The sequence below is a fragment of the Paraburkholderia sp. SECH4 genome, assembly GCF_030511745.1.
In the GTDB taxonomy this organism is placed as follows: domain Bacteria; phylum Pseudomonadota; class Gammaproteobacteria; order Burkholderiales; family Burkholderiaceae; genus Paraburkholderia; species Paraburkholderia madseniana.
In genome coordinates, this window is record NZ_JALOCP010000007.1 from 207,804 (window position 1) to 232,412 (window position 24,609).

At 63.9% G+C, this 24,609-nt stretch carries 18 protein-coding genes and 1 riboswitch; of the genes, 6 read left to right on the forward strand and 12 right to left on the reverse strand.

The window, feature by feature from the left end:
* Nucleotides 1–22 precede the first annotated feature (22 nt).
* The 3 genes from M0D67_RS13095 to recC are packed head-to-tail and all read right to left on the reverse strand — an operon-like array spanning nucleotide 23 to nucleotide 9,119.
* Entirely contained in the window at nucleotides 23–2,059 is a 2,037-nt protein-coding gene (locus M0D67_RS13095; RefSeq protein WP_266238902.1) for an AAA family ATPase, read from the reverse strand.
* Complete coding sequence (recB, locus tag M0D67_RS13100) at nucleotides 2,056–5,748, reverse strand: exodeoxyribonuclease V subunit beta (protein ID WP_171926866.1); 3,693 nt, start codon at nucleotides 5,746–5,748, stop codon at nucleotides 2,056–2,058. Before recB ends, M0D67_RS13095 begins: the two co-directional genes overlap by 4 nt.
* Entirely contained in the window at nucleotides 5,745–9,119 is a 3,375-nt protein-coding gene (gene recC / locus M0D67_RS13105; protein ID WP_171926867.1) for an exodeoxyribonuclease V subunit gamma, read from the reverse strand. Before recC ends, recB begins: the two co-directional genes overlap by 4 nt.
* 216 nt (nucleotides 9,120–9,335) lie before the next feature.
* On the opposite strand from recC, the gene M0D67_RS13110 reads away from it, so the two are divergent.
* Complete coding sequence (locus M0D67_RS13110) at nucleotides 9,336–11,849, forward strand: FUSC family protein (protein WP_171926868.1); 2,514 nt, start codon at nucleotides 9,336–9,338, stop codon at nucleotides 11,847–11,849.
* Between the two features lie 15 nt (nucleotides 11,850–11,864).
* Here the strand turns inward: M0D67_RS13110 and M0D67_RS13115 are convergent, their stop codons facing one another.
* On the reverse strand, nucleotides 11,865–12,083 hold the full coding sequence (locus M0D67_RS13115; protein WP_154560069.1) for a hypothetical protein: 219 nt from the start codon (nucleotides 12,081–12,083) through the stop codon (nucleotides 11,865–11,867).
* A gap of 86 nt (nucleotides 12,084–12,169) precedes the next feature.
* Nucleotides 12,170–12,652 carry an Lrp/AsnC family transcriptional regulator gene (locus M0D67_RS13120; protein WP_054034665.1) on the reverse strand — a complete coding sequence of 161 codons (483 nt, stop codon included), beginning with the start codon at nucleotides 12,650–12,652 and terminating at the stop codon, nucleotides 12,170–12,172.
* A 273-nt stretch (nucleotides 12,653–12,925) separates the two neighbouring features.
* Between M0D67_RS13120 and M0D67_RS13125 the strand changes: the two genes are divergently transcribed.
* A complete protein-coding gene (locus M0D67_RS13125; protein ID WP_233464831.1) occupies nucleotides 12,926–13,435 on the forward strand; it encodes a cysteine dioxygenase family protein in 510 nt (169 codons plus the stop codon).
* Nucleotides 13,436–13,518: 83 nt separating this feature from the next.
* On the opposite strand, the gene M0D67_RS13130 is transcribed toward M0D67_RS13125, so the two are convergent.
* The 4 genes from M0D67_RS13130 to M0D67_RS13145 all read right to left on the reverse strand — a co-directional run bounded on the left by M0D67_RS13130 (nucleotide 13,519) and on the right by M0D67_RS13145 (nucleotide 18,189).
* Nucleotides 13,519–16,131 (reverse strand): mechanosensitive ion channel family protein, encoded by a 2,613-nt coding sequence (locus M0D67_RS13130; protein ID WP_171926869.1) that lies wholly within the window; start codon nucleotides 16,129–16,131, stop codon nucleotides 13,519–13,521.
* A 200-nt stretch (nucleotides 16,132–16,331) separates the two neighbouring features.
* Nucleotides 16,332–16,979 (reverse strand): NAD(P)-dependent oxidoreductase, encoded by a 648-nt coding sequence (locus tag M0D67_RS13135; protein WP_171926870.1) that lies wholly within the window; start codon nucleotides 16,977–16,979, stop codon nucleotides 16,332–16,334.
* A 181-nt stretch (nucleotides 16,980–17,160) separates the two neighbouring features.
* Entirely contained in the window at nucleotides 17,161–17,616 is a 456-nt protein-coding gene (locus M0D67_RS13140; RefSeq protein WP_168435666.1) for an Rrf2 family transcriptional regulator, read from the reverse strand.
* Nucleotides 17,617–17,715: 99 nt separating this feature from the next.
* Nucleotides 17,716–18,189 carry a hypothetical protein gene (locus tag M0D67_RS13145; RefSeq protein WP_171926871.1) on the reverse strand — a complete coding sequence of 158 codons (474 nt, stop codon included), beginning with the start codon at nucleotides 18,187–18,189 and terminating at the stop codon, nucleotides 17,716–17,718.
* Between the two features lie 279 nt (nucleotides 18,190–18,468).
* On the opposite strand from M0D67_RS13145, the gene M0D67_RS13150 reads away from it, so the two are divergent.
* Together M0D67_RS13150 and M0D67_RS13155 are read left to right on the forward strand one after the other, a co-directional pair.
* Nucleotides 18,469–19,050, forward strand: coding sequence for a DJ-1/PfpI family protein (locus M0D67_RS13150; protein ID WP_154560073.1), 582 nt, complete (start codon nucleotides 18,469–18,471; stop codon nucleotides 19,048–19,050).
* 128 nt (nucleotides 19,051–19,178) lie between these two features.
* Nucleotides 19,179–19,505 (forward strand): hypothetical protein, encoded by a 327-nt coding sequence (locus M0D67_RS13155; RefSeq protein WP_054034668.1) that lies wholly within the window; start codon nucleotides 19,179–19,181, stop codon nucleotides 19,503–19,505.
* Here the strand turns inward: M0D67_RS13155 and M0D67_RS13160 are convergent.
* Entirely contained in the window at nucleotides 19,492–21,255 is a 1,764-nt protein-coding gene (locus M0D67_RS13160) for an ATP-binding protein (RefSeq protein ID WP_266238903.1), read from the reverse strand. The two genes, M0D67_RS13155 and M0D67_RS13160, sit on opposite strands and share 14 nt — an antisense overlap.
* Before the next feature lie 406 nt (nucleotides 21,256–21,661).
* Nucleotides 21,662–22,009 carry a DUF190 domain-containing protein gene (locus M0D67_RS13165; protein WP_154560075.1) on the reverse strand — a complete coding sequence of 116 codons (348 nt, stop codon included), beginning with the start codon at nucleotides 22,007–22,009 and terminating at the stop codon, nucleotides 21,662–21,664.
* A gap of 152 nt (nucleotides 22,010–22,161) precedes the next feature.
* A riboswitch (Fluoride riboswitch) is annotated at nucleotides 22,162–22,224 on the forward strand.
* Nucleotides 22,225–22,304: 80 nt separating this feature from the next.
* On the opposite strand from M0D67_RS13165, the gene crcB reads away from it, so the two are divergent.
* Nucleotides 22,305–22,685 carry a fluoride efflux transporter CrcB gene (gene crcB, locus M0D67_RS13170; RefSeq protein WP_154560076.1) on the forward strand — a complete coding sequence of 127 codons (381 nt, stop codon included), beginning with the start codon at nucleotides 22,305–22,307 and terminating at the stop codon, nucleotides 22,683–22,685.
* A 63-nt stretch (nucleotides 22,686–22,748) separates the two neighbouring features.
* Here crcB and M0D67_RS13175 read toward each other — a convergent pair whose 3' ends face one another.
* Entirely contained in the window at nucleotides 22,749–23,168 is a 420-nt protein-coding gene (locus M0D67_RS13175; protein ID WP_171926873.1) for a DUF1801 domain-containing protein, read from the reverse strand.
* A 261-nt stretch (nucleotides 23,169–23,429) separates the two neighbouring features.
* On the opposite strand from M0D67_RS13175, the gene M0D67_RS13180 reads away from it, so the two are divergent.
* Nucleotides 23,430–24,578, forward strand: coding sequence for an acyltransferase (locus M0D67_RS13180; protein WP_154560078.1), 1,149 nt, complete (start codon nucleotides 23,430–23,432; stop codon nucleotides 24,576–24,578).
* Nucleotides 24,579–24,609: the final 31 nt, after the last annotated feature.

The following is a 24,609-nucleotide window of genomic DNA, read 5'->3' on the forward strand; positions in this document are numbered from 1 at the left end:
GCGCGTTGCCCACGTCATCCCGCTAGGCGACGCGCCACGCCTCCGCAATTCGCGCGGCCAAGCCCGAATCACGCTGCGTCGGCGTCGCGATGGCCTGCGCCAGCACGGCGCGCGCGCCAATCACTTCGACACGCTCACGCGCGCGGGTAATTGCCGTGTACACGAGTTCACGCGACAGCACGCGGCTGAACACCGACGGCAACATCAACACCGCATGCTGGAACTCCGAGCCTTGCGACTTATGAACCGTGAGCGCGAATGCCGTATCGTGCGGCGGCAGTGCAGCAGGCGACACGGCACGCAGACCGCCGTCGCCGGTACGGAAATACACGCGCAACGCACCGCCCGCACCCGGCAGCGCAATGCCGATGTCGCCGTTGAACAGTCCGAGCGCGTAGTCGTTGCGCGTCACCATAACGGGGCGTCCGGCGAACCACTGCGCACCTACGGCCAGCGTCACACCCGCCGCGCGCCGCACCTGTGCGGCCATTGCGGCATTCACCTGATCGACCCCGCGGGGCCCGGAGCGGGTCGCGCACAGAATTCGAAAGCGGTTCAGTGCGTCGAAGAGCGGCAATGGGTCCGGTGTATCGGCGGCTAGGGCTTCGGCGAGCGCATCCGCGTACGGCGCAAAACCTGCGGCGAGCCGCACGACGGTGCGATCGGCAAGCGTCGCATGCGTATCTTCGTACAGCGCCGCTGCACAGGGTTCGGCCGGGTCGATGCGCAGGACTTCGAGCGCCGCGCCGGCCGCACCGTTGCGAATCGCGAGCGACAAACGGCCGATCGGTGATTCGAGGCCGAATCGATAGTTGCGCTCGAGCCAGACGACGCAGTCGGCGAGCGGGTTTGGGGGGGACGAAGGTAGTGCTGAGACGAACAAGTCGTCAGGCGGAGTATCGAAATCGTCTGGCGCACCCGTTTGCGCGAAAAAATCGTCAGGCCCTTCGTCGAAGCCGCTCGACAAATCCGGCAATGCTTCCGACAACCGCGCCGCCTCAATGCCCAGCGCCTCAGCAATCCGCTGCAGTCCGTTCTGCGTAAAAGCAGGCCGCGCGCTGAGCTCGGCGAACACCGCACCAGCCTCGACGGCAGCGAGCTGGTCCTTGTCACCCAGCATCACGAGACGCGTCTGCGGCGCAATGGCATCGAGCAACTGCGCCGCCATCGCAACGTCGATCATCGACGCCTCGTCGATCACGACGACGTCGTAAGGCAGCGGGTTGTCGCGATGATGCCGGAAGCGCCCACCCGGCCCTGAACCAAGCAGCCGATGCAAGGTGTACGACGTCTGCGGCAAACGCGCGGCGAGTTCGGGCGGCAAATCGCCGGCACGTGCGAGCAAGGCTTCCTGCATGCGTTGCGCGGCTTTGCCGGTGGGCGCCGCCAATGCAATTCGCAGATCGGCCCGCGCATCCAGCAAACAGGCAAGCACGCCAACCACCGTAGTCGTCTTGCCGGTACCTGGGCCGCCGCTGACGATGGTCAACCGCCCGGACAGCGCCATGACTGCGGCGACACGTTGCCAGTCGACTTCGTCGTCCTGCGGCGGGCCGAAATAGCGCAGCAGACGCTCGTGCAACGTTTGAGCGGTAGCGTTCGCGTCTACGCCTGCACTGGCGCCTGCATTTGCACCCGCATGCGCAACCAGCGAGCGTGCGAGACGCCGCTCATAGTCGTAGTAGCGCGCAAGATACAGCCGCTCTTGCCCATCGATCACCAGCGGGCGCAACGCCGCCGCGCTTTGCGAGCCGTCGCTAACCATGCCGCTTGCGAACAGCGCCGCTCGCACATCCGCGCTCGATGCATCGAAGCGGCGCGCCAGCACGGCAAGCGGCAGGCACACGTGCCCCTCGGCAGTCGCACGGCTCGCGGCGAAGGCGGCCCGCGCCGCCCACTTCACCGCCTCGCCCGACGCGCCGCCGCGCCGCGCCAAGGTGCCGATGCGGCGCGCGAACCCTTCGGCAAGCGCGGTGCTGAAATCGGCGGGCGCGGGCAAATTCACCCCGATGTCGTCAAGCTCCGGCGGCGCAGAAGAGTTCCGCTCGAACGTGCTCATGCGACACCTCCGATCATCGCCGCGTCGAGCAGCGCCACCAGTTCGAATGCAGGCCGCCGCATGTGAACGCCCGCCGCTCCATCCGCATCGCGCCACTGCGGACGAACACCGCGCACGAACAGATAGAGATAGCCGCCGATGTGCGTGTCGTACGCATAGTCGCGCACCCGCGTTTTCAGATAGCGATGCAGCGCCACCGTATAGAGGAGCGCCTGCAGGTGATACGCGTGGCTCGCCATGGCCGCTTCGAGCGGTGCCGCGGCGTAGTCGGCGGCGGTGTCGCCCAGATGGTTCGACTTCCAGTCGACGATCCAGAAGCGTCCGTCGTGCTCGACGATCATGTCGATAAATCCTTTGACGAAACCGCGCAACACGCCGGGTTCCAGCGCAACGTCGGGATACCCGTGTTCGATCAGCAGCTCGCGCAGCGCCGGAAAATCGAGCGAAGGCGCGGCAAACAGAAATTCGAGTTCGTTCAGACGGCGCTGCGGATTCAACCTGGCGAGCGCCATGCCGGGCACGAGCTCGGTAGTCACTACGTCCGCGATCAGGTTATGCATCATGGCCGGCAAGCGTGCCGCGAGTTCGGGCACTGCCGGCGCCGGACGCTCGCGCAACGCGCCCCGGATGGCATCCGGCCATGTCTTCGAATCGGTGAAATCCGCGAGCTCGAACATGCGATGCAGACACTCGCCCGCCGCCGCGCCGCGTGGAAACGCGAGAATGTCGTCCTCAGCGTAGGACGGCGCTTGCGGCACCGCTAACGGCGTTGGCGCAAGCGCGTCGGCGATCTCGTCGTGATCGGGGCGCACCTCTTCCACCGGCGTATGCGCCTCCTCGGCTTTGCTGCCGGCGGCGATCAGGCCGCTGAAGCTGGCCATGCGCCACTGATCGCGCAACGGCCGCCGATTGGCGCGCGCCTGCATCCGCGCGCCGCTGTCCTGGAGGCTTTCCAAGGGCGCACGGCGCTCCACTTTCGGCAATGCCTGCAACGTGATCGGACCGCCCGCCAACGCCTGCCACGATGATGACAACGCGGCTTCGTCGGGTGGGTCGGTGAGCCAATCGTCGAAGCTGTGACCGCTGCCACCCACCAGCCAGTTCAGCACGCTGCGCCGCGACTCCTTGGTAGAGCGCGACGACAGATAAGTACCTGCAACCAGATAGCAGCGGTACACCGCGCGCGTCAGCGCCACATAGACAAGCCGTGCCCGTTCCGCGGCCTGTTCGCGCGCCGCGTAACGTGACGCGCGTTCGGCTTCCTCGTCATCGCAACCGTAGTGGAGCACCGCGCCGCCCGTTTCGTCGTGATACTCGCGTGCATCGGGCAAACCGGAGGACGGCGGCTCGCGCAGCGCACCGTCGTTCAGAAACGGACAGAACACGACCGCATATTCCAGCCCTTTCGATTTGTGTACGGTGACGATCTGCACAAGATTGCGATCCGACTCGAGCCGCAATTGCGCATCTTCGCCGCCACCTTGCGTGCGTTGCGCGGCAAGCCAACGCAACGTCGGCGCGATGCCGGGCTGCGTGGCGGCACGCGCCTGCACGAGTTCGGCCAGATGATTCACATTCGTCAGACGGCGCTCGCCGTCCGGTCCGGCCACCAACCGCTGTGCGACGCGCAGCTCGCGCATCAGCGTGCGCCACATCAAGGCAAAGCCGCGCTCGTGCCATAGCGTGCGATAGCGCGAGAAACGCTCGACCCAACCCATCGCGTCCGCGGCATGTGCGGGATCGTCGGCCGGTGCCGGTGCGTCGGCGACCTGCTCGAGGCGCCACAGCGCGGCGGCGTCGAGGCCAAGCCAATCAGTAGCGAGCGCGGCGCGCAGCCGGCGCAGATCGCCCGGCGTATCGACCGCGGCCAGCACGCGTTCAATCTGCTCGGCGTCGAGCGTGGCAAACACCGAAGCCTGCGCCAGTTCCACGCTGCCAACGCCCCACGACGCCAGCACCCGCTTGATCAGGCTGCCCTGCTTGTGCGTTTGCACGAGCACCGCGATATTGCCTGGCGCAAGCGGCGCATCGCCGATCGTCACCGACCCTTCGCGTGCGCCACGCAACAGCCGCACAATCTCAGCGGCGCAGGCTTCGCTCGCCGCGCGCTGCGCTTCGCGTTTGGTCAACGCGGCGTCGCCTTGCGGCAAAGTCCAGATGCGGAAGTCCCCAGCGTTTGCTTCGGGTTCGGAGAACGGCAGACGACGCCGCTCACCAGCCCGCACCGGCTGATAGTCGAGACCGTCGAGCACGAACGCCTGTGGATTGGCTTCGAACAGCCGGTTGCAGGCCTCGACGATCGGCGCGGTCGAACGCTGATTGACCGCGAGCGTGTAGCACGCTGATGCCGCCTCGCGCGCCGCCAGATAGGTATGCAGATCCGCCGCGCGGAAACTGTAGATCGCCTGCTTCGGATCGCCGACCAGAAACAGCGGACCAGCCGGCGCGAAGATGCGGCTGAAGATCGCGAACTGCAACGGATCGGTATCCTGAAACTCGTCGATCAGCGCGGCCGGATAACGCGTGCGCAAAGCCTCGGCGAGCCAGGGGTTGGCCGCGAGCGCGCGATACAGGTTGGACAGCAGATCGTCGAACGACACCACCCGGCGTGTGCGTTTGCGCGCTATCAGTTCGGAGGGCGCGTAGTCGAGCCAGGTTTCGACGAGCGAAAGCCAGCGCGCGCGTTGTGCGGCTTCGGCCGCGATCACGGCGGCAGACAGCGCTTCGGCGTGCTCGAAGAACGGATGCTCGGGCGGTTCGAACTTAACCTTGGTCGCCTTCTTCAACGCCGAAGCCGTCAGCTTCAAGGCCGCCTTTGGCGGCGGCGCATGGCAATCGCCCTGAGCGAAATATTCGGTCCACGCGGCAATCGCCGCGCTCACGAGTTCGGGCTTGTGCGAGGTCTTGCTCAGACGGTCTTGCGCTTGTCCAAGCAGACTGACGATCGAGTCACGCTCCGCCTGCCACATCGCGCAGGCAGCATCGAAACCCGCTTGCGGATCGGCATTGTTTCCACCTGAATCGACCTTGCCCCAGCGCAACTGCGCCAACGGCTTCTTCAGGCGCCGCGCGAGTTGCTCATCGAGCGATGCGGGACCAGCGCGTTTGGCCACCAGCCATGCGGCAAACGCAGGATGCGCATAAGCCACCGGTTCCACCTGCTCGCGCCAGAAATCGGCCGCCATTTCGAAACGCAAGGCAGCGTCGTCGGCTTCCATTTCGAAGGCGAAAGGCATGGCCGCGGCGAACGGCGCCTCCTGCAACGCACGCTGACAGAACGCGTGGATGGTGTGAATCGCGGCCTGATCGAACGTGCGCAATGCGCGGCGTACGACTTTCAACGCCGTCTCGCGATCGATGCCGCGCTCCGCCGCCAGCGTCGTTTCAAAGAGACGCTGGATGAACGGATCGCCGCCGTCGTCGTCCGTATCGATAGCCCGGTCCAGTTCCGCGAGCCGCCCGCGAATCCGCTCGTGCAACTCCGCGGTCGCCGCCTTCGTAAAGGTCACGACAAGAATCTGATCCGCGTTCAGGTTCTTTTCGAGCAGCAGCCGCACGTACAACGCGCAGATGTTCCAGGTCTTGCCGGTTCCCGCCGACGCCTCGATCTGATTGACGCCGTCGAGCGAACAGGCGAAGACGTCGAGTTCTTCCGCGACCAGCGCGTGATGGTGAACGGCGCCGCTCATGACGCGCTCCGCAGATGCTGCACGAGCGGTTTGAACACGATCGAGGCGAAACTGCCGAACGGTTCGTCGAGCGAAAGCGGCGTACCGCGCAGCGCGATGCGCAAGGCGGGGTCATCTGATTCGCCGCGCACCCGATCGTTGATCCATACGCCCTGCGCCGCGGAATCGCTCTCGCTGACCTTCACCCATGCGCTCTTCGGGAAAAAGCGCAGCGGCAGCATGCGCCCGGCTCTGAACAATGCGGCTAGCGGCGCCAGTTCATCGAGCGGCGCGGCGACCGGCGTGAGCTCGAAGCTCTCGCCGCTGCCATGCCAAACCGTACGGCGTGGACCGTTCGGCTGCGCCGCGCAATACACCAGATGCGCAAGCCACGCCGATAGATAGTCGCGCGCAGTAGGCTTGGCGTAGCGGAAAATCACTTGTCCTGTTTCGGTCAGCAAATTCAAGGTGCCATGCAGTTGCAGCGGTGTTTCGGCCGCTTTGCGGAGCGCCGCGTCATGAGTGCCGAAGAGCGTATCGGCGATGTCGGCGCTGTGAGGCCAGCGCGGCGCGATATCGAGCACGAACGGTAACCGTTCGACACCCGACGCAACTTCGCGGCGCACGCTGTCCGCGAGCTGTCGCAGCGCGCCGAGTTCGCGCGAGCGCCATACCGCGCCGGTCGCGCCACCCGGCAGTTCGGGACTGGCCGCGGCGACGCGGCGCACGCGTTCGAACATGCTGCCGTCTTCGGTATCGCTGTCCAGCAGTACCGGAAGGAGCCGCTCCGCCAGGGCGTCCCGTCCGGCCCAATCGAGTTCGAACGGTTCGGTGTCGAGCAACTCCCCTCGCGCATCCGACAACACGATGCCCAGACGGTCGCGCAACAACGCCCGCGCCGGATGACGCCAGAAGCGCACGAATTCGTCGAATGCGACCGAGGCCGTCTCTTCGGGCGGCAAGGGTTGATCGAAGAACGGCGCGGCGGCTGGATGCTGCGGCGCGGCCAGCAAACTGGCCAGTTCCGCGCGATCCACGTCGTAAGTGAAGAGGCCATGCTGCGACGAGAAATAATCCGACGCGAACGCCTGCAGCGGATGATCGATGATGAACGCATGCCGTGCGGCTTCGATTTCCGCGGGACTCGCCCCTTCGCCCGCCGACACCTGCGCGAGGTGGTCGAGCAATTCGTCGACCAGCGCGGCCGGCGGCAACGGCGCATTGTCGCGAATGCTGCGGCCCGTGTAGGCGATGAACAGCCGGTCGCGCGCAGCCAGCAGCAGATCGAGGAACAGATTGCGTTCGTCGTCGCGGCGCTGCCGGTCACCGGCTTTACCGAACGCGGCCATCAGGTCGAATTCGTCGGCACGGGCGAGACTCGGCAACACGCCGTCATCCATGCCGAGCAGGCAGACGATGCGATACGGCAAACCGCGCAAGCTGGTCAGCGACGAAAACGTCACGCTGCCCCAAGGCACGCCGCCGCGCGCCGGGTCGTCGAGCGCCTCGGTGAGCGCGCCGCACACCACCGCGGCCGGCAGCACAACATCTTCTGCGCCCGCTTGCATCGCGTCGCCCATCTTGTCGATGGCGTCGCGCACTGCCGCCAGCGAATCGGCAAACGCCACGCCGCTGTCGAAGCACTGCGCAAGAGTTTCGAGCAGCAGTTGCGTCCATTCGGCAGGTGTCTGGTCGATCGAGCAGCGCTGCGCGAAGGTCTCGATATCGTCGACGAAACGCGACAGGCGGCCGAGAAGCTCGGCGTCCGAGCCATCAGCGCCTTCAACGGGCAACCAGGCATCGACCGGTTCGCCGCCGTCCGGCATCGCGTAGCCGAGGTACAGACGGGTCAGCGCGTCGGCGAACGTATGACGCGCGACAGGCACGTGCTCGCCCGTCGGCTCGACAGGCACCAGCCCGCGACGCGCACCGGCTGCCGCGAGCCATTCCTGCGCGGCTTCGAGCGCACTGGCATCGATCCCGTAGCGCGCGGCGATCGCATCGACCCGCAGCCATTCGATCAGATCCGGCGCACCCACGCTACGCTCAGGCAAGGCCAGCCAATCGAGCAGCAAACGCGCGACCGGATTGGCCTGCGAAGGCGGCAAGCCGGTGATCCGGTACGGAATGCGGCGAGTATCGCCAGGCGGCGCGGTGCCGAATACCGCATCGATCAATGGCCCGGCGGCCGCGAGATCGGACACCGCAACCAGCACGTCGGACGGTTGCAGATCGTCGAACTCATCGAACCAGCCGAGCAGGCGGTCGTGCAGCACTTCGAGCTGCCGCGACAGGCTGTGGCACACATGGACTTCAATGCCGTTTTCGATCGGCAATTCGTCCGTGTCCGTTTCCGCCCGCAGATCGAGGATGCCGTTCTGCACGGCAGCGAGCCAGCTCGGTTCCGGATTCTCGGTGAAGTCGCCCGTCTCGCCGGATGCGGCGCTCTCGGTCAACTCATGGAGCATATGCAGTTGCGCCTGGGTCTGGCGCCCCCACTCGGCCAGGAGCGGATGACCCACTTCCTGATAATCGAGCTGGCCGGCGACATCGAGCGCTTCGACACGGCCCGCACTGACGACGTCGAACCAGAATTCGCGGCACGGGTTCATCACATACAGACGCACGTCGACCCAGCGCGACAACGCGCGCAACAAGGCGACGTGCAGCGGCGGCATGGTCGGCAGCGCGAACACGCTGACCGCTTCAGGCCACTGCGCGTTCGAGATGGCTTCGAGATCAAGCGTGCCGATTTCCTCGAGAAAGCGATAAGCGGGCGGCAAGGCGGCTGCGGGCGTTTGCGCGTCGCCGGCCACTTCGGCAAGCACGGCACGCCACAGCGCGGCTTGCCAACGCTCGTCCTCACGCGCCGCTTCACTCGCGCCAACGAGACGCGGACCCTTGTCGTCCGCCGCGCCACTCGCGAAGATCGAACCGCCCTTCTGCCATTGCAGCAGCCATTCCGGGCGATAGGTCAGATAGTGGTCGAGCACCGTGGCCACACGCCGCGCCAGTTCGTAGCGCATCGACGCATCCGCCGCATCGAGATAAGTGCGCAGACGTGGCGAAGCATTCCACGGCAGTGCTTCATCCGCCTCTCCCAGCAACCGGTAGCAGCGCCAGACGAGCCGGTCCGGCGCGAACGGCGAATGCTTGGGTACTTCGATCACGCCGCCGATTTGCGCCCACAGCCACTGCGCGAGGTAACCAAAATTGACATTCGCGCAGATACCCTGGCGCGCGGCGATGTCGAGCTCGAGCCGGCGCCGCACCGCCGCGCTCGGGACGATCACGGGCTGCGCGGTCCAGGGATCGGACGGCGCTTGCGCCAAGTCGTCGAGCAGCGCGCCGACAAGGGTTTCGTAGCGGTTCGAGTAGAAGAGTTGGAGCATGGATCCTGGGAAAGCAGGCGACGCGAGCGGAACACCCGGGCCGCGGCAGACATTGAAGCGACAGCATAACAAACGCGCTCCCAGGGCAGAACCTGGCCGAACGGACGAGGTCAGATCAGGCTCAAAATCAGTTAGACTCGACGGCAGTTTGGGCCTGCCTCCGGGTCGACCCCTTCAACCGCGTTTTCTCAGTGAACGGAAGAATCCAGGCAGTCGATGCGCTATTCGGTTGAAATAAAAAAATTCCTCTACAGCCAGTACTTCTATGGCGGCCTGCGCATCGCAGTCGGCGTGTCATTACCGGCCATATTGTGTTTGATCGTATTTCACGACCGCGAACTCGGCTTCACGATCGCGACCGGCGCACTCGGCGCCTGTGTGGTCGATATGCCGGGCCCGCTCAAGTACAAGCACAACGAGATGCTGGCGTGCACGGTGATCGGCTTCCTGTCCGCGCTCGCCACCGGCATCGCCACGGTCAACCCGGTGGCGCTGTGGTGCACGGTCGTGCCGCTCACCTTCGTGCTCTCGTTGATCGTCGTGTACGGCAACCGCTGGCCGCAGATCAGCTTCGCCACGCTGTTCATGATGATCATGACGCTGGAAGAGCATTTCACGCCGATGCAGGCGCTCGTCAATGCATCGTGGATTCTGGTAGGGGGTCTCTGGTACACGTACTGGTCGACCTTCGTGAGCCGCTGGATGATGCACCGCATCGAACAGCAGGCGCTTGCCGAAAGCGTGTTCGCGTGCGCGGACTATCTGCTCGCGCGCGCCGCCTTCTACGATCTCAATAACGATCTCGACGAGTGCTATCGCAATCTGGTCGACAAGCAGATCACCGCCGTCGAACGTCAGGATGCCGCACGCGATATCGTGTTGCGCAATCTGCCCAAGCTGAAAGCCGGCCGGCTCGAACCGCGCCGGGCAATGCTGTTCAATCTGTTCATCAATACCGTCGATCTGCACGAGCTGTTTGTCGGCACGCATGTGGACTACTCGCTGGTGCGCAGCACGTTTGGTGGCTCCGACCTGCTGGTGTTCTACCGCGATCTGATTCGCAAATCCGCGGCCGATCTCGAAGAAATCGGACTCGCGGTGCTGCAAAACCAGCCGCCGCGTACGCGCATCAATGTAAAGGCCGAATTGCGCGCCATCGAGTTCGAGATCGAACTGATGCGCAAGCAGGACCTGGCTGCCAAAAATCCTGAGGCTTATTCGGCGGTATCGTCCACCTTCCGGCGTATCTGGAGTGCTACGCGCCTGATCGACAGGATGCACCAAAGCCTGTCGAGCGATCCGAGCGCGACCGAGACCGAACTGCGGCTCGACAAGGCGCTCTCCCGCTTCGTATCGAGCCGCCGTGTGCCATTCGGGCAGATCTTCTCGAATCTGACGATGGCCTCGCCGAGCTTCCGCCATGCGCTACGCGTGACGATCGCGGTCGCCGTAGGTTTCTGGCTAGGGCGTCTGCTGCCGCTCACCAACGCATACTGGATCGTGATGACCACCGTCATCATCCTGAAGCCCGGCTATTCGCTGACCAAGCAGCGCAACGGGCAGCGGATAGTCGGCACGCTGATCGGCTGTGCGGCGAGCATCGCGTTGATGATTTTCGTCAAGGAGCCGCACATCCTGCTGGTGGTGATGTTCGCCTCGATGGTGATGAGCTACAGCCTGTTGCTGTTCAATTACACCGCAAGCGTCGTGTTCACGTCCTCGTATGTGCTGCTCATGTTCCATCTGCTCGCGCCGGGCAGCATGCGCATCATCGGCGAACGCGCAATCGATACGGTGGTGGGCTGCGCGATCGCCATTGCGGCGAGCCACCTGTTCCCCTACTGGGAATACCGGTTGATGGGCAAGCTCGTCAACAACATGATCAATGCGACGCGGCAATACCTGGAAGCGAGCTGGTGGTGGAGCGGCAAGCCGGCCGCCGCGGTGGTCGCTACGGTGACGGAGGCCGGCGCGTTTGCGCCCGCCGCGGCAATGGCGGATCCGGCGATCGAGCTTGGCACGCCCGCGCTTGCGATGGCAAACGCCGGAGCGAATGCGGGCGGCAACGCTGCTCCCAAAGCCGGCGCAAGTGCTGGTGCAACCACAGATGCAAGCAGCTTTGGCGCAAGCCCCGGCGCGATCACCAGTGCAACCGGCGCCGGCACCACCACGATCAGCAACCCGACCGCCAAGCCGGTCGGCGGGGCATCCCCTGCCGCCGCAGCCGCTGCAACAGCGCTCGATCGCGACTATCGCTACCGGCTCGCGCGCAAGAACGTCCACGTGGCATTCGCCAATCTGGGCCAGGCGTTCCAGCGCATGATGCTCGAACCAAAATCCGCGCAGAAGTTCGTGCCGGAATTGAACGACCTGCTGGTGCGCAGCCACGTGCTCGCCTCGCAGATCACGGTGGCGGCGCCGTTGCTGCGCACCTCCGCGCAGCGGGCCGACAACGTCTCGCTACAGCCCTTGCAACGTGCCCTAAGCGCGGTCCGCGACAATCTGACCGAAGCCGAAGCCGGCAGCGCCCCGCCCGCCGATCAGGCCGAGCAGATCAAACAATTGTCGCGTGAGCTGGATGCGATGGTGGTCGGGACGGAGAAATCGCCGGACCACTCGGCGGATGCCGTGCATGACATGAAATTGCTCGCCCATCAATGCAAGCAGATGCTGACGGCGTCGGCGCAGATTCGCAAGGATGCGAGCGTCATTCGCCTGCCGGACGAGTGAAACGCTCGGGTCGCCTTATTGCGCGGCGCCGCTTGCGGGCTTCGCTGCGGTAGCCGCAGCAGCCGCAGCCACCGCGTCCGATGAAATCGTCGGCGCCGGCGCGTTCTGGCGATCGAATTCGCGCTTTTCCGTGATGGCGTTATAGAAGAGCGTGGCGATCACCAGCAGTACCGCGACCACGATGAAAACAGCAATGCCAAAGGTCGGGTTCTTCTTGCGCGGCGGTTTGTTCATGAGGCGGGCTCGGTTCGCGAGGCAGTCGCGGATAGTGTCTGGGAAGGCGGCATTCTACGCCCACTGAGCTTGCACACGGCTTGCAGTCAGCGCCCCTCCACCACCGCCGAAGGCCGCACCGGCAGCGCCGTCGAATACTTGATCTGTTCCATCGCGAAACTCGAACTCACGTCGTACAGCGGCACCGCGGCGATCAACAGCTTGTAGACGCGATCGTAGTCGTCGATATCGGACACCACCACGCGCAGCAGGTAATCGGTTTCGCCGCTCATCCGGTACACCTCCACCACCTCCGGAATCTCCCGCACCGCGCGCGTAAAGGTCTGCGCCCAGGCCTCGGTATGCTGGTTGGTGCGCACCGCGACGAATACGGTGGTACCCACGCCTAACTTGCGCGCATCGCACAGCGCCACCTGAGCGCGAATCACACCCGTCTCTTTCAGACGCTGCAGCCGCTTCCAGCACGGCGTTTGCGACAGATTCACGCGCTGCGCCAGTTCGGCGATCGGCATGGTTGCGTCTTCCTGCAGCAGCTCAAGAAGCTTCCGATCGATGATATCCATTCCCATCTTCACACCCCCATAGGAAATTATTCTACTTTTAAGACTTCAGGGGGAATTATATGGAAACTCTTTCTCCGGGCAAACCGGTATAAATATGTCTATCCAAAAATAGCCGATAAGCAGCCATGCCGCTGCGCCGCGATCATGAGCCAAGACCTCCGTTCAACACCCGCCGCCCGTTCCTCAGCCCATGCCGCACAGTTTGCCGGAGCGAATGAAACGCCCTCGCGCGCGCACCGCACCGCGCCGCTTACGCACCTGTGCGACGCACTCGACGCCATGTTCGAAGCCTGCGTAAAATTTCCCGAACCGTCCGATTCGACCTTCTTCGCGCGCAGCATGCGCATCGCGCTGGCCGAAGCCGCGGCGAATCCCGATTTGCTCACCTCGGCGCAACGCGAAGGCTCCACTGAAAATTACCGCCGTCATCTGCTGGCCGCCGATCCGCACGGCCGCTATGCGATCGCCGCGCTGGTGTGGCTGCCGCACCAGGCAAGCCCGGTGCATGCGCACCACACGTGGTGCGGCTACGCGGTGCTCGACGGCACGCTGAGCGAAACGGTCTTCGAATGGAATGGCGCGCAGCACTGCGCAAGCGCCACGCGTACCCAGGCGCGCAATGCCGGAGCTGTGTCGTTTGTACGCGGCGGCAAGGGCGGCATTCACCGGCTGGGTAATTGCAGCGACGCGCCTGCCGTCTCGCTGCATATCTACGGTGTCGCAGGCGCGCAGATCGCCACGCACGTCAACGACATCGTGCGCGCAGCCGACGCGCCGGCGCTCGTCTGAAACCAGTAGGCTCTGCCTAAAGACGCGAACGGCGGACGCGGACCGTGCCAAGGTCCGCTAGCCTCGCCTCGCATCCAGCCCAATCAGTTTTTACCACCCGCTTCTCCGGCCGTCGGAATCTGCGGCGGAATCGGCGCGGTCTGCCCGGTCGGCGGCGGCGCCGGACGCGGTTCGTGCGACACATCGCGCGCCACCGCCATCGCAGCGTGCGCGGTCCGCGTGGCAGCCGCCGCCTCGGCATGCGCGTGCCCATGCCCATGCGGGCCGACCTCAGGCAGTTCATCGTCCGGCAAAGGCTGTCCCTCGCTATCCTTCGACGACGTGTACACCCGCATCTGCGGCACCGGAATCTCGATGCCGGCTTCGTCCATCTTGCGTTTGAGCCTCAGATTGAAGGCGCGCGCCACGCTCCATTGCTGCAACGGCCGCGTCTTGATCTGCCCTTTCACGACCATCCAGTTCGGATCGAAGCGGTCGAGCCCCCACACCTCGATCGGTCCGAGCATTTCGCGCCGGTAGCGGAAGTCGGCCATCAGATCGGCGCCGACTTCGCGAATCAGTTGCGTGATCTGATCTACATCAGTCGAGAACGACATGCGCACTTCGAACACCGCATAGGCGAAGTCGCGCGACAGGTTCTTGACGATCTTGATCTGCGAGAACGGAATCGCGTGGATCGCGCCTTGCCCGTCGCGCAGGCGGACGGTGCGGATCGACAGATGCTCGACGGTGCCCGCATGGCCGCCGTCGACGTCGATCCAGTCGCCGACCGAGATCGTATCTTCGATGATGATGAACAGCCCCGTGATCAGGTCGGTCACGAGCGACTGCGCGCCGAAACCGATCGCGAGGCCGATCACACCGGCGCCGGCCAGGAGCGGCGTCACATTGATGCCCAGGTTCGCCGCGGTGACGATGCCGGCAATCGTCATGATCGTCACCAGCAGCACGTTGCGCAGCAGCGGCAGCATCGTGCGCGCCCGCATGCTCGGATTGCGCGACTTGTTGCGCGGACCACCCGGATTGAGAGCCTCGGTAATTGCCGTGTCGACCAGAATCCACAGCAGCCATGAAATGAACACGGTCGCAATGATCGCGGTCACCGCGTGCGCAATCCCGCGCGCTGCAACGTTTTTCTCCACGACTTCCGCGAGCGATACGCCCCATAAACGTGCCGCCAGCTCAAAGAAGAACAGCCAGATGAACAGCGTCAGCAGCGTGCCGCAAAAGCGCAGCAGGCGCGACAGATAAGGCGAGCGGCGCCGCGCGCGGTGGCTTCGCGGGCGCGTCACACGAAGCACGATGGCCGAAAGGAAAAATGCGAACACCAGCAACAGTGCGGTGACCACCGAAATCTGCAGTACGTTTTCGCTGGAGCCCGAGCCGCCGAGCGTGGCGACCACCGACGCGCCGGCGAGCACCAGCACCGGCAAGTGCCAGAGCGAGGCGAGCACGTCGAACGCGTCGGTCGCGGCCCTGTGATCGTGGCGCTGCTCGTAAGGCCGGTTGCGAATCAGATGCGCGATCGGCCGGCGGAATGCCAGCGCGAAATAGCCGGTGAGCACGGCGGCCGTCATGTTGGCGGCCGTCGAAATCAGCGCGGCGAGATTTGATCCGAGCTGATGCTCGACGTCGTAATTGACCGCCGCATCGCCGAGGGCAGCGCATATGCCCACCACGAACAGCACGCGCCGCGCGTGTTCGATCAGCAGGTGCACCGCAACCCGCCGATGCCCTGAGCCGAACAGCGAAAACATGATCAGACAGATCGCCGAGAACACCGCACCCGCAACGATCGCATAGGCGACCACCAGGCCGAGCGTGCGGCCGAGCGCATCGGGCATCGCGCGCACGAACAGCAACGCGGCGAGAAAGGCGATGATCCACGGGCCGACCCGGCGCAGCGCGAAGATCAGCAGCTCGCGCGTGGTGGGATTCGGTTTGAGCCCCATGAGGATACCGAAGCGCCGGTATAGCCGGTGCTGCACGTAGATCAGCGCGCCGGCGCACGCGCCCCAGCCGGCCAGCATGGCAATCATCGCAAAGACGATGCGCCCGAAGCCTTCTTGCCCCTGGCCCGAAATGATCGTGTAGAGCTCGTTGCCGGCCGCGTTGAATCTCCCGCCCCAATAGCGCACCGGCGTGCGGCCCTGATGCACATTGGATTCGAATGACGCGATGCCCGACGCGATCGCTCCGAGCAAGCCAGCACTCGTTTGGGCGGTCGCGGACGCGGGCGCGGCTGGCGCAGCGTTTTGCGACACGTCACGCAGCTTTTTGAGCTGGGCGACGAGCGCGGTGCGCTGCTTGTCGTTGTCGAGCGTGGTGATCACGCTGTCGAGCGAGCGCGTCAGTTCCGCCTGGCTCGCGGGCGACGGCGCGGAGGCCGCTTCCGCGGCCGAGGCACCCGAGGCGGCAGACGCCGGCGTTGCCGTCGCGCTATTGATCAGGCTCTGCAAGGCCGGAATGACCGGCGTGCCGGCACCGGCGGCCTGGGCGGTCGCAGGCATCCATCCGATGCCGAGGGTCAGTACGAGGCAGACCGTGGCCGCCCACGCGCCGAACCACGCCGCGACATGAGCACGAATGCCGCGCCCGATACGACTGGAAGGAAAATGAAAGACGGCGCGAGTCGCCAGTTGCCCGCCGTTAGACGGCGCGGCCCGGGACTCACGCCGCAATGGGCATGACTGCATGGCGATCCGTAAGAAAACGGGAGACGCCAGTGTAGCCGCAGTTTCACCACCAGCGCCCGAACATGCGTAACCGAATGTTAGGACGCTTGCGCAAGTTCGAGGAACGGCGGGCTGCCTTCACCCCCTCGAACTGCCGCCAGGGCGCGCGCAACGGACCAGGCACGACAGGAGCCGCGCGCGGTCCGGCACTCCGTCAAGACTCAATAAGCGACCGTCGCGATCTGACGGACGAAACGGCCCTGCTCCAATTCGTCGACGAAGGCGATCGCATAGTCTTCCGCGGAAATGCGGCTATTGCCCTCGGCGTCGGCCAGAAGCGTGTTCGCGCCCGTGCGGAACGTACCGGTGCGCTCGCCCGGCGCAATCAGCGCGGCCGGCGCGAAGAACGTCCAGTCGAGGTCGGTAACGCCGCGGTAGTAATTGAGTGCATCGCGATGGGCCAGTGCGACCGCTTTATAGGCGTCCGGGAAACCGTCCGTGTCGACCAACTGCTTGCCCGGCGCCACTTCGAGCGAACCCGCGCCGCCCACCGCCACGAGGCGCTTCAAGCCCGCCGCGCGTACGCCGTCGACGAGCGCATGGGTCGCCTTGGACACCGCCGCGGGATCGTCGTGCGGCGGCGCATATGCGCTTGCCACCACGTCGTGGCCACGCACCGCGGCGCCGACGCTCGCGGCGTCGAGCAGATCGGCCTGCACGGCTTTGAGATTCGCCACGTCGGTCGGCACGCGCGCCGGATTGCGCGCCAGCGCCGTCACCTGATGCCCGCGGCGGGCAGCTTCCGCGGCGATCCGCGAACCAATCGTGCCGGTGGCGCCGAACAACGCGATCTTCAACTGTTTGCTCATTTCAATGCTCCTGTCATTAGTTTATCTGTAACTGGATTGATTACATATAAAGTGGAAAAAAGAGGGGCGTAAGCCCCCGTCCGTTCTCAGGTGCGCAGGTTCCGATTACACCGTGCGCGCCCTTCGATACCGCCTCGTTGCTACTTTCTTTGCCACCCTCGTTGCCACCCTCGTCGCTGCATCACCCATGCGAACGCCGCTTGCGCTCTAGCGCCCGTTCAGCGCGCATCAGGTCGGCAGTGGCATCAGCCAGCGTGCGTGCACCGAGCGACGCTTCCATGGCCTGCTGCGCTTCGTCGATAATGCCGCGCAGCACGACCTGGATATGCCGCCCCACCATGCACGCCGGGTTCGGCTCCTCGCGATGCATGGCGAACAATTGCGCATCGTCTACCGCGCGATACACCTGAAGCAGGGTGATCTCGTCAGGCGCCTTGGCGAGCAGCGCGCCGCCGCCCGCGCCGAGTTGCGAGGTCGTGAGACCCGCATCGGCCAGCATGCTCAGCAAACGCCGGATCAACGCAGGATTCGTATTCACGCTGCCCGCGATCATCTCCGACGAGAGCGGCACGCCCTCCTGCAACGACAGCAGCGCGAGCACATGCACTGCAAATGCAAACCGGCTACTCGTATTCACAGCAAACCTGCCCGGCGACGACTATGTGTAACCATAGTAATTACATTTAATCCGACTGTCAAACGGACAAACGAACGGCCGGACGCACCGGCCGCCATCTCACTTGTCCATCTGCTTTTGCGCATCGCTGGAATCGCTCGATGCCGACGCCGAAGCAGAAAAGCCCGCCGACGACGCCGAACTTTGCGCCGACCATTCCTGCAGCTTGCGCCCCGCCGTCTCGAGACCCTGGCCGGTCAGCGCCGCCGCCTTGCCGAGTTGCGCATTGGTCGCGCTCGCCGCGCCTTGCAGGTTGGCTTGCGCGCTCGACGCCAGCGAGGCCGGATCGATCGTGATCGACGGCGCGGACGCCGATGAGAGGTTCTGCTGCGCGGCGGCCTTGGTCGCATCGACTTGTTGGCCCACGTAGCTGGCCGCCTGATCGAGCTTCTGACCGGCGGCTTGCGCCGCATCGTTGAGCTTGCCGGCGACCTGCGCCGACGCATCGTTCTTCTGACAAGCCGTGAGGCCGCCGAACACGAGGGCAACAACCGCGACGCGGCGCAACAACGGCGAACGAATGGATAAAGTCATATTTAAGTGTGAGCCGCATCGAGCGGCTTCCGCATGCGAAAACGGGCCCATGATACGCCGTTGCGCGGCACGGTCTCCTCGACGAGCACCCGGAAGCCCGCGGACTCGAAGCTGCCTGGCTGCGGCTCGAAACAATTGCGCCAGCGCCGCCGCATCGTCAGCGTGCAGTACGCGCCATTCGAAATACTTCATTGCGTACTCCGTCGCGGTTCTGTCAAACGTGTTGGAGTAGACTGCCTGAGCGTTCGATGTGTTCCGTTGATCAATAGGAGGCATGCGATGGCAGCAAAGAAGATTCTGTTCCTGACCGGCGACTTCGCCGAGGATTACGAAACGATGGTGCCGTTTCAGGCACTGCAGGCAGTCGGCCACGTAGTCGACGCCGTCTGCCCGAACAAGAAAGCGGGCGACAAGATCAAGACCGCGATTCATGATTTCGAAGGCGACCAGACCTACACCGAAAAACCCGGCCATCAATTCACGCTCAATGCAACGTTCGAGGACGCCGATCCGCGTCAATACGACGCGCTGGCAATCGCAGGCGGCCGCGCGCCGGAATACCTGCGACTCAACCACAAGGTGATCGAGCTCGTGCGGCAGTTCGCCGAAGCAGGCAAGCCGATCGCCGCGATCTGCCACGCCGCGCAACTGCTGGCTGCCGCCGACGTGATTCGCGGCAAGCGCATTTCCGCCTACCCGGCCTGCGCACCCGAAGTGAAGCTGGCCGGCGGCGAGTACGTCGACATTCCGGTCGATGCGGCGATCACCGACGCCAATTTCGTCACTGCCCCCGCATGGCCCGCTCACCCTGAGTGGCTGCGTCAGTTCCTCGTGCTGCTCGGCACCCGGATCGAACTCTGATCCTCAAGCGAGCGCCTTGCCCTCGCGGCACTGCGCGCTCGCAAAACACACCCATATTTGAGACTCGTCCGATAGTTCGCAACGCAAGGTTTTCCTATAGTCGCCGGTTGACTTGGGAGCCCCTTTCGATGGAACTGACTGACTGGATCGTCATGCTCGCCGTCACGTTGATGGCGATTGCTTTTTTCTGCGCGCGTACGCCGGCCAACTGGTCGCGAGAAAACCGCGCGCGGCGTCTGACTGGCACACGCATGCTGGTGCAAGCGGCGTGTTCGCTGTGGGCGGCGCTGTTGATCGTCGCGCACGGCCTGTTCGCCCTGGACGGCCTGCCCGGCCTGCACCCGGCGCCGCGCGAGGCGCTGACCGGCGTGGCGATCCTGCTCGTCTGCGGCTGCTACTGGTCGATACGCGGCAGCAAACTCCTCAAGCCGCGCCGGCTCTTTACCGCGTACTGATACCGGGCGCGGCATTGGCGGCATTGGCGGCATTGGCGGCATGCGCCGGCGCGCCGCCGCGCGGGGCGAGGCCATCACGATCGCCGAGGCCCTCGCGCACAGCACGAACCGCGTGAACCCCGTCCGCCAGCGCCGCATGCGTTTCAACCGCCAGTTGCGCCGTCCGCACGTCGGCTTCAGGCAGCGACAGGTAAAACGTCGTGCCAATGCCCTCTTTCGACTCCGCCCACACGCGTCCGCCGTGCCGTTCCACCACGCGCCGCACGAGCGCGAGGCCGATGCCCTCACCCGCCGCCACATTGCCGTGCAGCCGCTGAAAGGCATTGAAAAGCCGCGGCAACGCGACCGCCGGAATGCCCAGGCCATTGTCCCGCACGTAGAAAATCCGTAGCGAATGCACACCGGGCGGTGCCGGCGTCGTACCAATTTCGATCCGGCCTTCGCGCGCGGGATCCAGATAATTGACCGCATTGCCGATCAGATTCGCGAACACCTGTTCGAGCGCGGTCGGGTCGCCCCACACCGCCGGCAAATCCTCGACGATGACATGCGCCCGGCGCGCCCGGATCGACCCTTGCATGGCATCGACCACGCGCGGCACGATATCGCGCACTTCGACCTTTTGCCGCCGGTACTCCACACGGCCGACACGCGACAGCCGCAATAGCGCGTCGATGATATGAGATGCCCGCAGCACGGCGGTCTGCAGGAAATGCAGCGCCTCGCCGATATCCTCGCCGACCACCCTTTCGATGCGCTGCCGCGGTTCTGCCGCGAGCGACGACTGGCGCAAGGCCACGCGCAGCTCATCACACGCGCGAATCAGTTCTTTCGAGAAGCCTTGCAGATTCACCAGCGGCGCACGCAGGTCGTGCGACACGCTATAGATGAACATTTCGTTTTCCTGAGTCTGTTGCCGCAAGGTCTCGTTGATGCGCGCCAGTTCGCTGGTGCGCCGCGCCAGATCGGACTGGAAACGCGCCTGGATGCGCTCGGCTTCGAGCAGGCGCCGGCTGGTTTCATGCAAGGTCAGATCGAGCCGGGCGATTTCATCGCGCCCCGGGCTGATCGGCGCCAGCGGCTCGTTGCCCGCGAGGCGCCCGGCGTTATCGGACAGCACCGCAAGCCGGCCGCGCACGCCGCGCGTGAACAGCCACACGGCCAGCGCGACGAATAGCAAGGAGCCGAACACGGCCGCGACGATCAGCGTCTGTTGCCGTTCACGCGCGGCGTCGGCGGCATTCGAGCGCAATGTGTCGAGGCGCCGCTCTTCAGCCTGGAAAGCCACCACCTGCTGACGGAAGCGATCGAGCACGTCGGCCGAGGCCAGCTCGCGGAAGCGATCGAGCAGATCACGCCGCCGCCCCGAATGCAGCATGTCCTGAACGCGGTCCGACCATTGCCGATACCCCTGCACGGCCTGGCGCACCTGCACCACGCGCTCGACTTGCGCCGGGTTGTCGGCAACCAGCTCGGCCAGTTGATCGATGCGACGGTCGACGTCGACCCACAAGGTGACCGGCGTCGTAAAGCGGGTATCGTTGGCGAGCACCGCGCCGCGCAGCGCCACGGACTCACTCAGCACCGGATCGAGAATCGCGATGGTCTGGCGCAGCACGTCTTCGCTATGGATGGCCCACCGTTCGGCTTGCGTCGCGTCGGCCTGCGCCATGACGAGTCCAGACAGCAACGCCAGTTCGAAGACGGCCGGAATTGCGATCAGCAACAGGCCTTTAGTGGTCAGTCTCATGCGTGCGCATTGGAAGTCGATGGCCGGCAGATCGTGCGCGGGACGGCACATTATGTCGGCGTTTGCGCAGGAAGACAAAGACGGCGCGCCACCGACCAGGCTTGTGCCGCCAAATACGAACCCGGGCACAACGAATCCGCATAAAACGTCAGGCTTTTGAATTAAACGTAAATCAAATCGAATGCTGTGCCCCGATTTGGAACGTTAGGACCAGTATGAAACCGTTGCGCACTTACATTTTGCTTTCATCGTTGTCCGAGGTGCAAAGGATGGTGCACTACCGGATCGGGAGCGATCGGTGCGAATCCCATCCCGGTGCGGATTTGCATTTCGGCGACGCCGGAGCATGCAAGCGTCGGCTGATGGCTTAACCGCTAATTGACCGCAAATTAACTGCAAACCAGGGTCAGCGGCGTGCCGGATGTTTCACGTCCCCATGCTCGCCGATCAGGCCGAATTCGATCGGGCAACGCGTGTAGAACACCGGGACGCTGCCCGCTCGCACCGCCTCGAGCAAGGCTTCCGCCTCCCCTTCGGTGACCGCGAAGATCACCATCTGCGGTTGATCCGCCAGTTCGAAGAAGCGCGCTGCGTGCCGTGCGCCTGCGTGGCCGACCCCTTCGGACGCCGCTACGACGGTCGCGCCATGAATGCCGACGAGCTTCGCGATCGACAGCAGACATTCCACGACCGATTGATGGCCGTGGCGCCGGTTCTTCTCCGTATAGAACGTGAGCTGGTAGCCCTTCGTCATGTCGGCCTCCCGCGCAGTTGCGGCGTTGCAGTGGCCCACGGCAGATGCTCGCAGGCCCTCGATTCATTCTAGATCACGCCCCAAACCACGCAGAGTGCACATGCGCGCCGCGATGGCTCTCACCTGTCCCCAATGCCCTGCCAATGCTAGACTGGCGCGCTGGAGATGGCATTCTCCATTAACCGCCCTCAATGGCTGATGATGCCTGCTTCGCCCGGACGATTGCGGACGCGGCATCACGCCACCCGCTCGAGCCCGGTTTGTCGACCTTTTGGCTACGTCAGAGTACTTTTGCATGTATTTGTCCATTCTCGCGGTCGGCATTGGCGGCGCGCTCGGCTCACTGTTCCGCTGGTTTCTCGGTATCCGTTTGAACGGCCTGTTCACGGGTATGCCGCTCGGCACCTTCGCCGCTAACGTGATCGCCGGCTATGTCATCGGCGTCGCGGTCGCGGGGTTCGCACGGGCACCGCAGATCGCGCCCGAATGGCGGCTCTTCATCATCACGGGCTTGATGGGCGGCCTGTCGACCTTCTCGACGTTCTCAGCGGAAGTCGTGCAGCGCTTGCAGGACGGCCGGCTCGGCTGGGCGGCAGGCGAGATCGTCATTCACGTGGCGGCTTCGCTCGTCATGACGATCCTGGGCATCGCAACCGTTTCGTTGCTGTCGCGCTGAACGCTACACATATTCCAATCAGATTAATCGGCCTAAGCGCTTCCCCCAGATAGCGCTATCGCATCACGCCTCTTTAGCTTTATGTGCTTTAGCTCGAGTACTCGCAGGCGCATTTTTCTTCAATTTGGTCTGGTTGTACTCGATAGCGGCACGCACGAGTTTCTTTAAAGCGGGTCCGTTGACCTTATCGCCCTCGAAAAAATCGATCGCCCGTCTCGCGTTGCCGTCGAGGCCCGCGTTGAAAAGCTTGTCAGGATCGGCGAGATTCGCCCCGTGGGCAAAGGTCAGCTTCACCTTCCCTTTGTGAGCGTTGGCGACGGCGATCATCCCGTCGCGGGACCACACCGGGCTTCCCATCCACTTCCATTCCTCGATGATCTCCGGGTCGGCTTCGAGGATGGTCTTGCGGATGCTGGCGAACGTTTTGCCACGCCAGTCCGTGATGCCTGCGATCAATTGGTCAATGCTTTCCGATGGAGTCATTGGATCCTTATGCCTCGAATTATTGTTCGGTTTCGAAAGAGCCTAGCTTTGAATTGTGCCCGCATCAATCTATTCGAGCTAGAACCTGTGTCAGTGCCGCAAACTATTGCTGTAAACCCGCCCCTGACGCTGACAAAAACAATCGTCCGGCATTGCATTTTACTGAGGCCTGGTGGGACATTTATTTCCCCATTTTTTTCGATTTTTGTTGTTGATGACAGACGTAAGATCGCCGCAGCCTGAATAGAAGAAGGGGCAAAAATGGCGATCACCTTGAATTTGTCAGCGTCCGCGAATCTGAATAAGTCGCTAAAGATCGACGCGATTCGATTCCTCGCGGCTTTCTGGGTCCTGATGTATCACTTCAAGCCCCCCGCGTTTAAAGAACTTCTGTCTCATCAACTCGCCATCCTCGGCGGCGCATTGTGGTCCGGCTCGACAGCGCTGTTCGCGGGCCCTGCCGCCGTCATCGTCTTCTTTGTCATTTCCGGCTATTGCATCCACAACGCATATCAAAAGGATGTGACGCTAAAGCCGATCAACTATTACGCATCCAGATTCATCCGCATTGGATTACCGCTGGTCATCCTGCTGTGCCTCGTTCAACCTTTGCCGACCGGACAGGACTATCTGGAATCCGTACTGTGGTCGCTCTACTGCGAGATGGTGTATTACGCCGCTTATCCGCTCCTGCGCGCCCGCTTTCGCTACATCGGCGAAATGATCGTTGGCTGCGCGGTTGCGGCAGGCGTGATGGTGGCCGTGGTTCGTCTGATCGGGCACCCGGTTTGCCACGGCTGCGTCATTGAGACGTATGGCGTTCCGGGTACGGCTTTACTGTATGCGGCTGGATGGATCTTCGGCTGCCTGATCGCGGAGACTCAGCGCAACGCGGAGCAGTTCCACATCCGTGGCGCATATTCGCCGCTTACCCTGATGATCAAGCGCGGCCTTGATCGAAGCACCCGTTTTCTCGCGAATCACCTGGTTGCGCTGAGAGTGGTAATTGTCGCGGCCGGGGCGGCCATTATGATTTTGCTGTCCGAATCGAATCTCAAACCGGCCGTTGTGCCGTTGATTACGCCCGATATCACGCTTCCGCTATTTCAGTTCCTGGCGGCAGTCTGGATCGCGGCGGAGACTGCCACGCCGTCCAGAAGCGGCGTCTGGTCCAGACTGGCTACTTTTGGCGCGTGGTCCTATAGCCTCTATCTTTGCCACAAGATGGCGCTCGCCCTGCTGGAAATGACCCGATTCGACGAGACGTCCCGATTCGCATGGTTCGTACAGGTGGCGTTGGCATTCGCCATCAGTTATGCGTTTTACCGGATGATCGAAAAGCCTTCGCATCTGATTTCCCAGCGGCTGCGGAAATACACGCCGAATGCGCCTGCTGCACCAGCCGCTTGACGCCACTGCATAAAACGACTGCATGAGCGAG

Bases quoted from the DNA above. Each gene is read 5' to 3' on its own strand.
- M0D67_RS13095 (WP_266238902.1), bottom strand. From the start codon at position 2,059: ATGAGCACGTTCGAGCGGAACTCTTCTGCGCCGCCGGAGCTTGACGAC.
- recB (WP_171926866.1), bottom strand. From the start codon at position 5,748: ATGAGCGGCGCCGTTCACCATCACGCGCTGGTCGCGGAAGAACTCGAC.
- recC (WP_171926867.1), bottom strand. From the start codon at position 9,119: ATGCTCCAACTCTTCTACTCGAACCGCTACGAAACCCTTGTCGGCGCG.
- M0D67_RS13110 (WP_171926868.1), top strand. From the start codon at position 9,336: ATGCGCTATTCGGTTGAAATAAAAAAATTCCTCTACAGCCAGTACTTC.
- M0D67_RS13115 (WP_154560069.1), bottom strand. From the start codon at position 12,083: ATGAACAAACCGCCGCGCAAGAAGAACCCGACCTTTGGCATTGCTGTT.
- M0D67_RS13120 (WP_054034665.1), bottom strand. From the start codon at position 12,652: ATGGGAATGGATATCATCGATCGGAAGCTTCTTGAGCTGCTGCAGGAA.
- M0D67_RS13125 (WP_233464831.1), top strand. From the start codon at position 12,926: ATGTTCGAAGCCTGCGTAAAATTTCCCGAACCGTCCGATTCGACCTTC.
- M0D67_RS13130 (WP_171926869.1), bottom strand. From the start codon at position 16,131: ATGCAGTCATGCCCATTGCGGCGTGAGTCCCGGGCCGCGCCGTCTAAC.
- M0D67_RS13135 (WP_171926870.1), bottom strand. From the start codon at position 16,979: ATGAGCAAACAGTTGAAGATCGCGTTGTTCGGCGCCACCGGCACGATT.
- M0D67_RS13145 (WP_171926871.1), bottom strand. From the start codon at position 18,189: ATGACTTTATCCATTCGTTCGCCGTTGTTGCGCCGCGTCGCGGTTGTT.
- M0D67_RS13150 (WP_154560073.1), top strand. From the start codon at position 18,469: ATGGCAGCAAAGAAGATTCTGTTCCTGACCGGCGACTTCGCCGAGGAT.
- M0D67_RS13155 (WP_054034668.1), top strand. From the start codon at position 19,179: ATGGAACTGACTGACTGGATCGTCATGCTCGCCGTCACGTTGATGGCG.
- M0D67_RS13160 (WP_266238903.1), bottom strand. From the start codon at position 21,255: ATGAGACTGACCACTAAAGGCCTGTTGCTGATCGCAATTCCGGCCGTC.
- M0D67_RS13165 (WP_154560075.1), bottom strand. From the start codon at position 22,009: ATGACGAAGGGCTACCAGCTCACGTTCTATACGGAGAAGAACCGGCGC.
- crcB (WP_154560076.1), top strand. From the start codon at position 22,305: ATGTATTTGTCCATTCTCGCGGTCGGCATTGGCGGCGCGCTCGGCTCA.
- M0D67_RS13175 (WP_171926873.1), bottom strand. From the start codon at position 23,168: ATGACTCCATCGGAAAGCATTGACCAATTGATCGCAGGCATCACGGAC.
- M0D67_RS13180 (WP_154560078.1), top strand. From the start codon at position 23,430: ATGGCGATCACCTTGAATTTGTCAGCGTCCGCGAATCTGAATAAGTCG.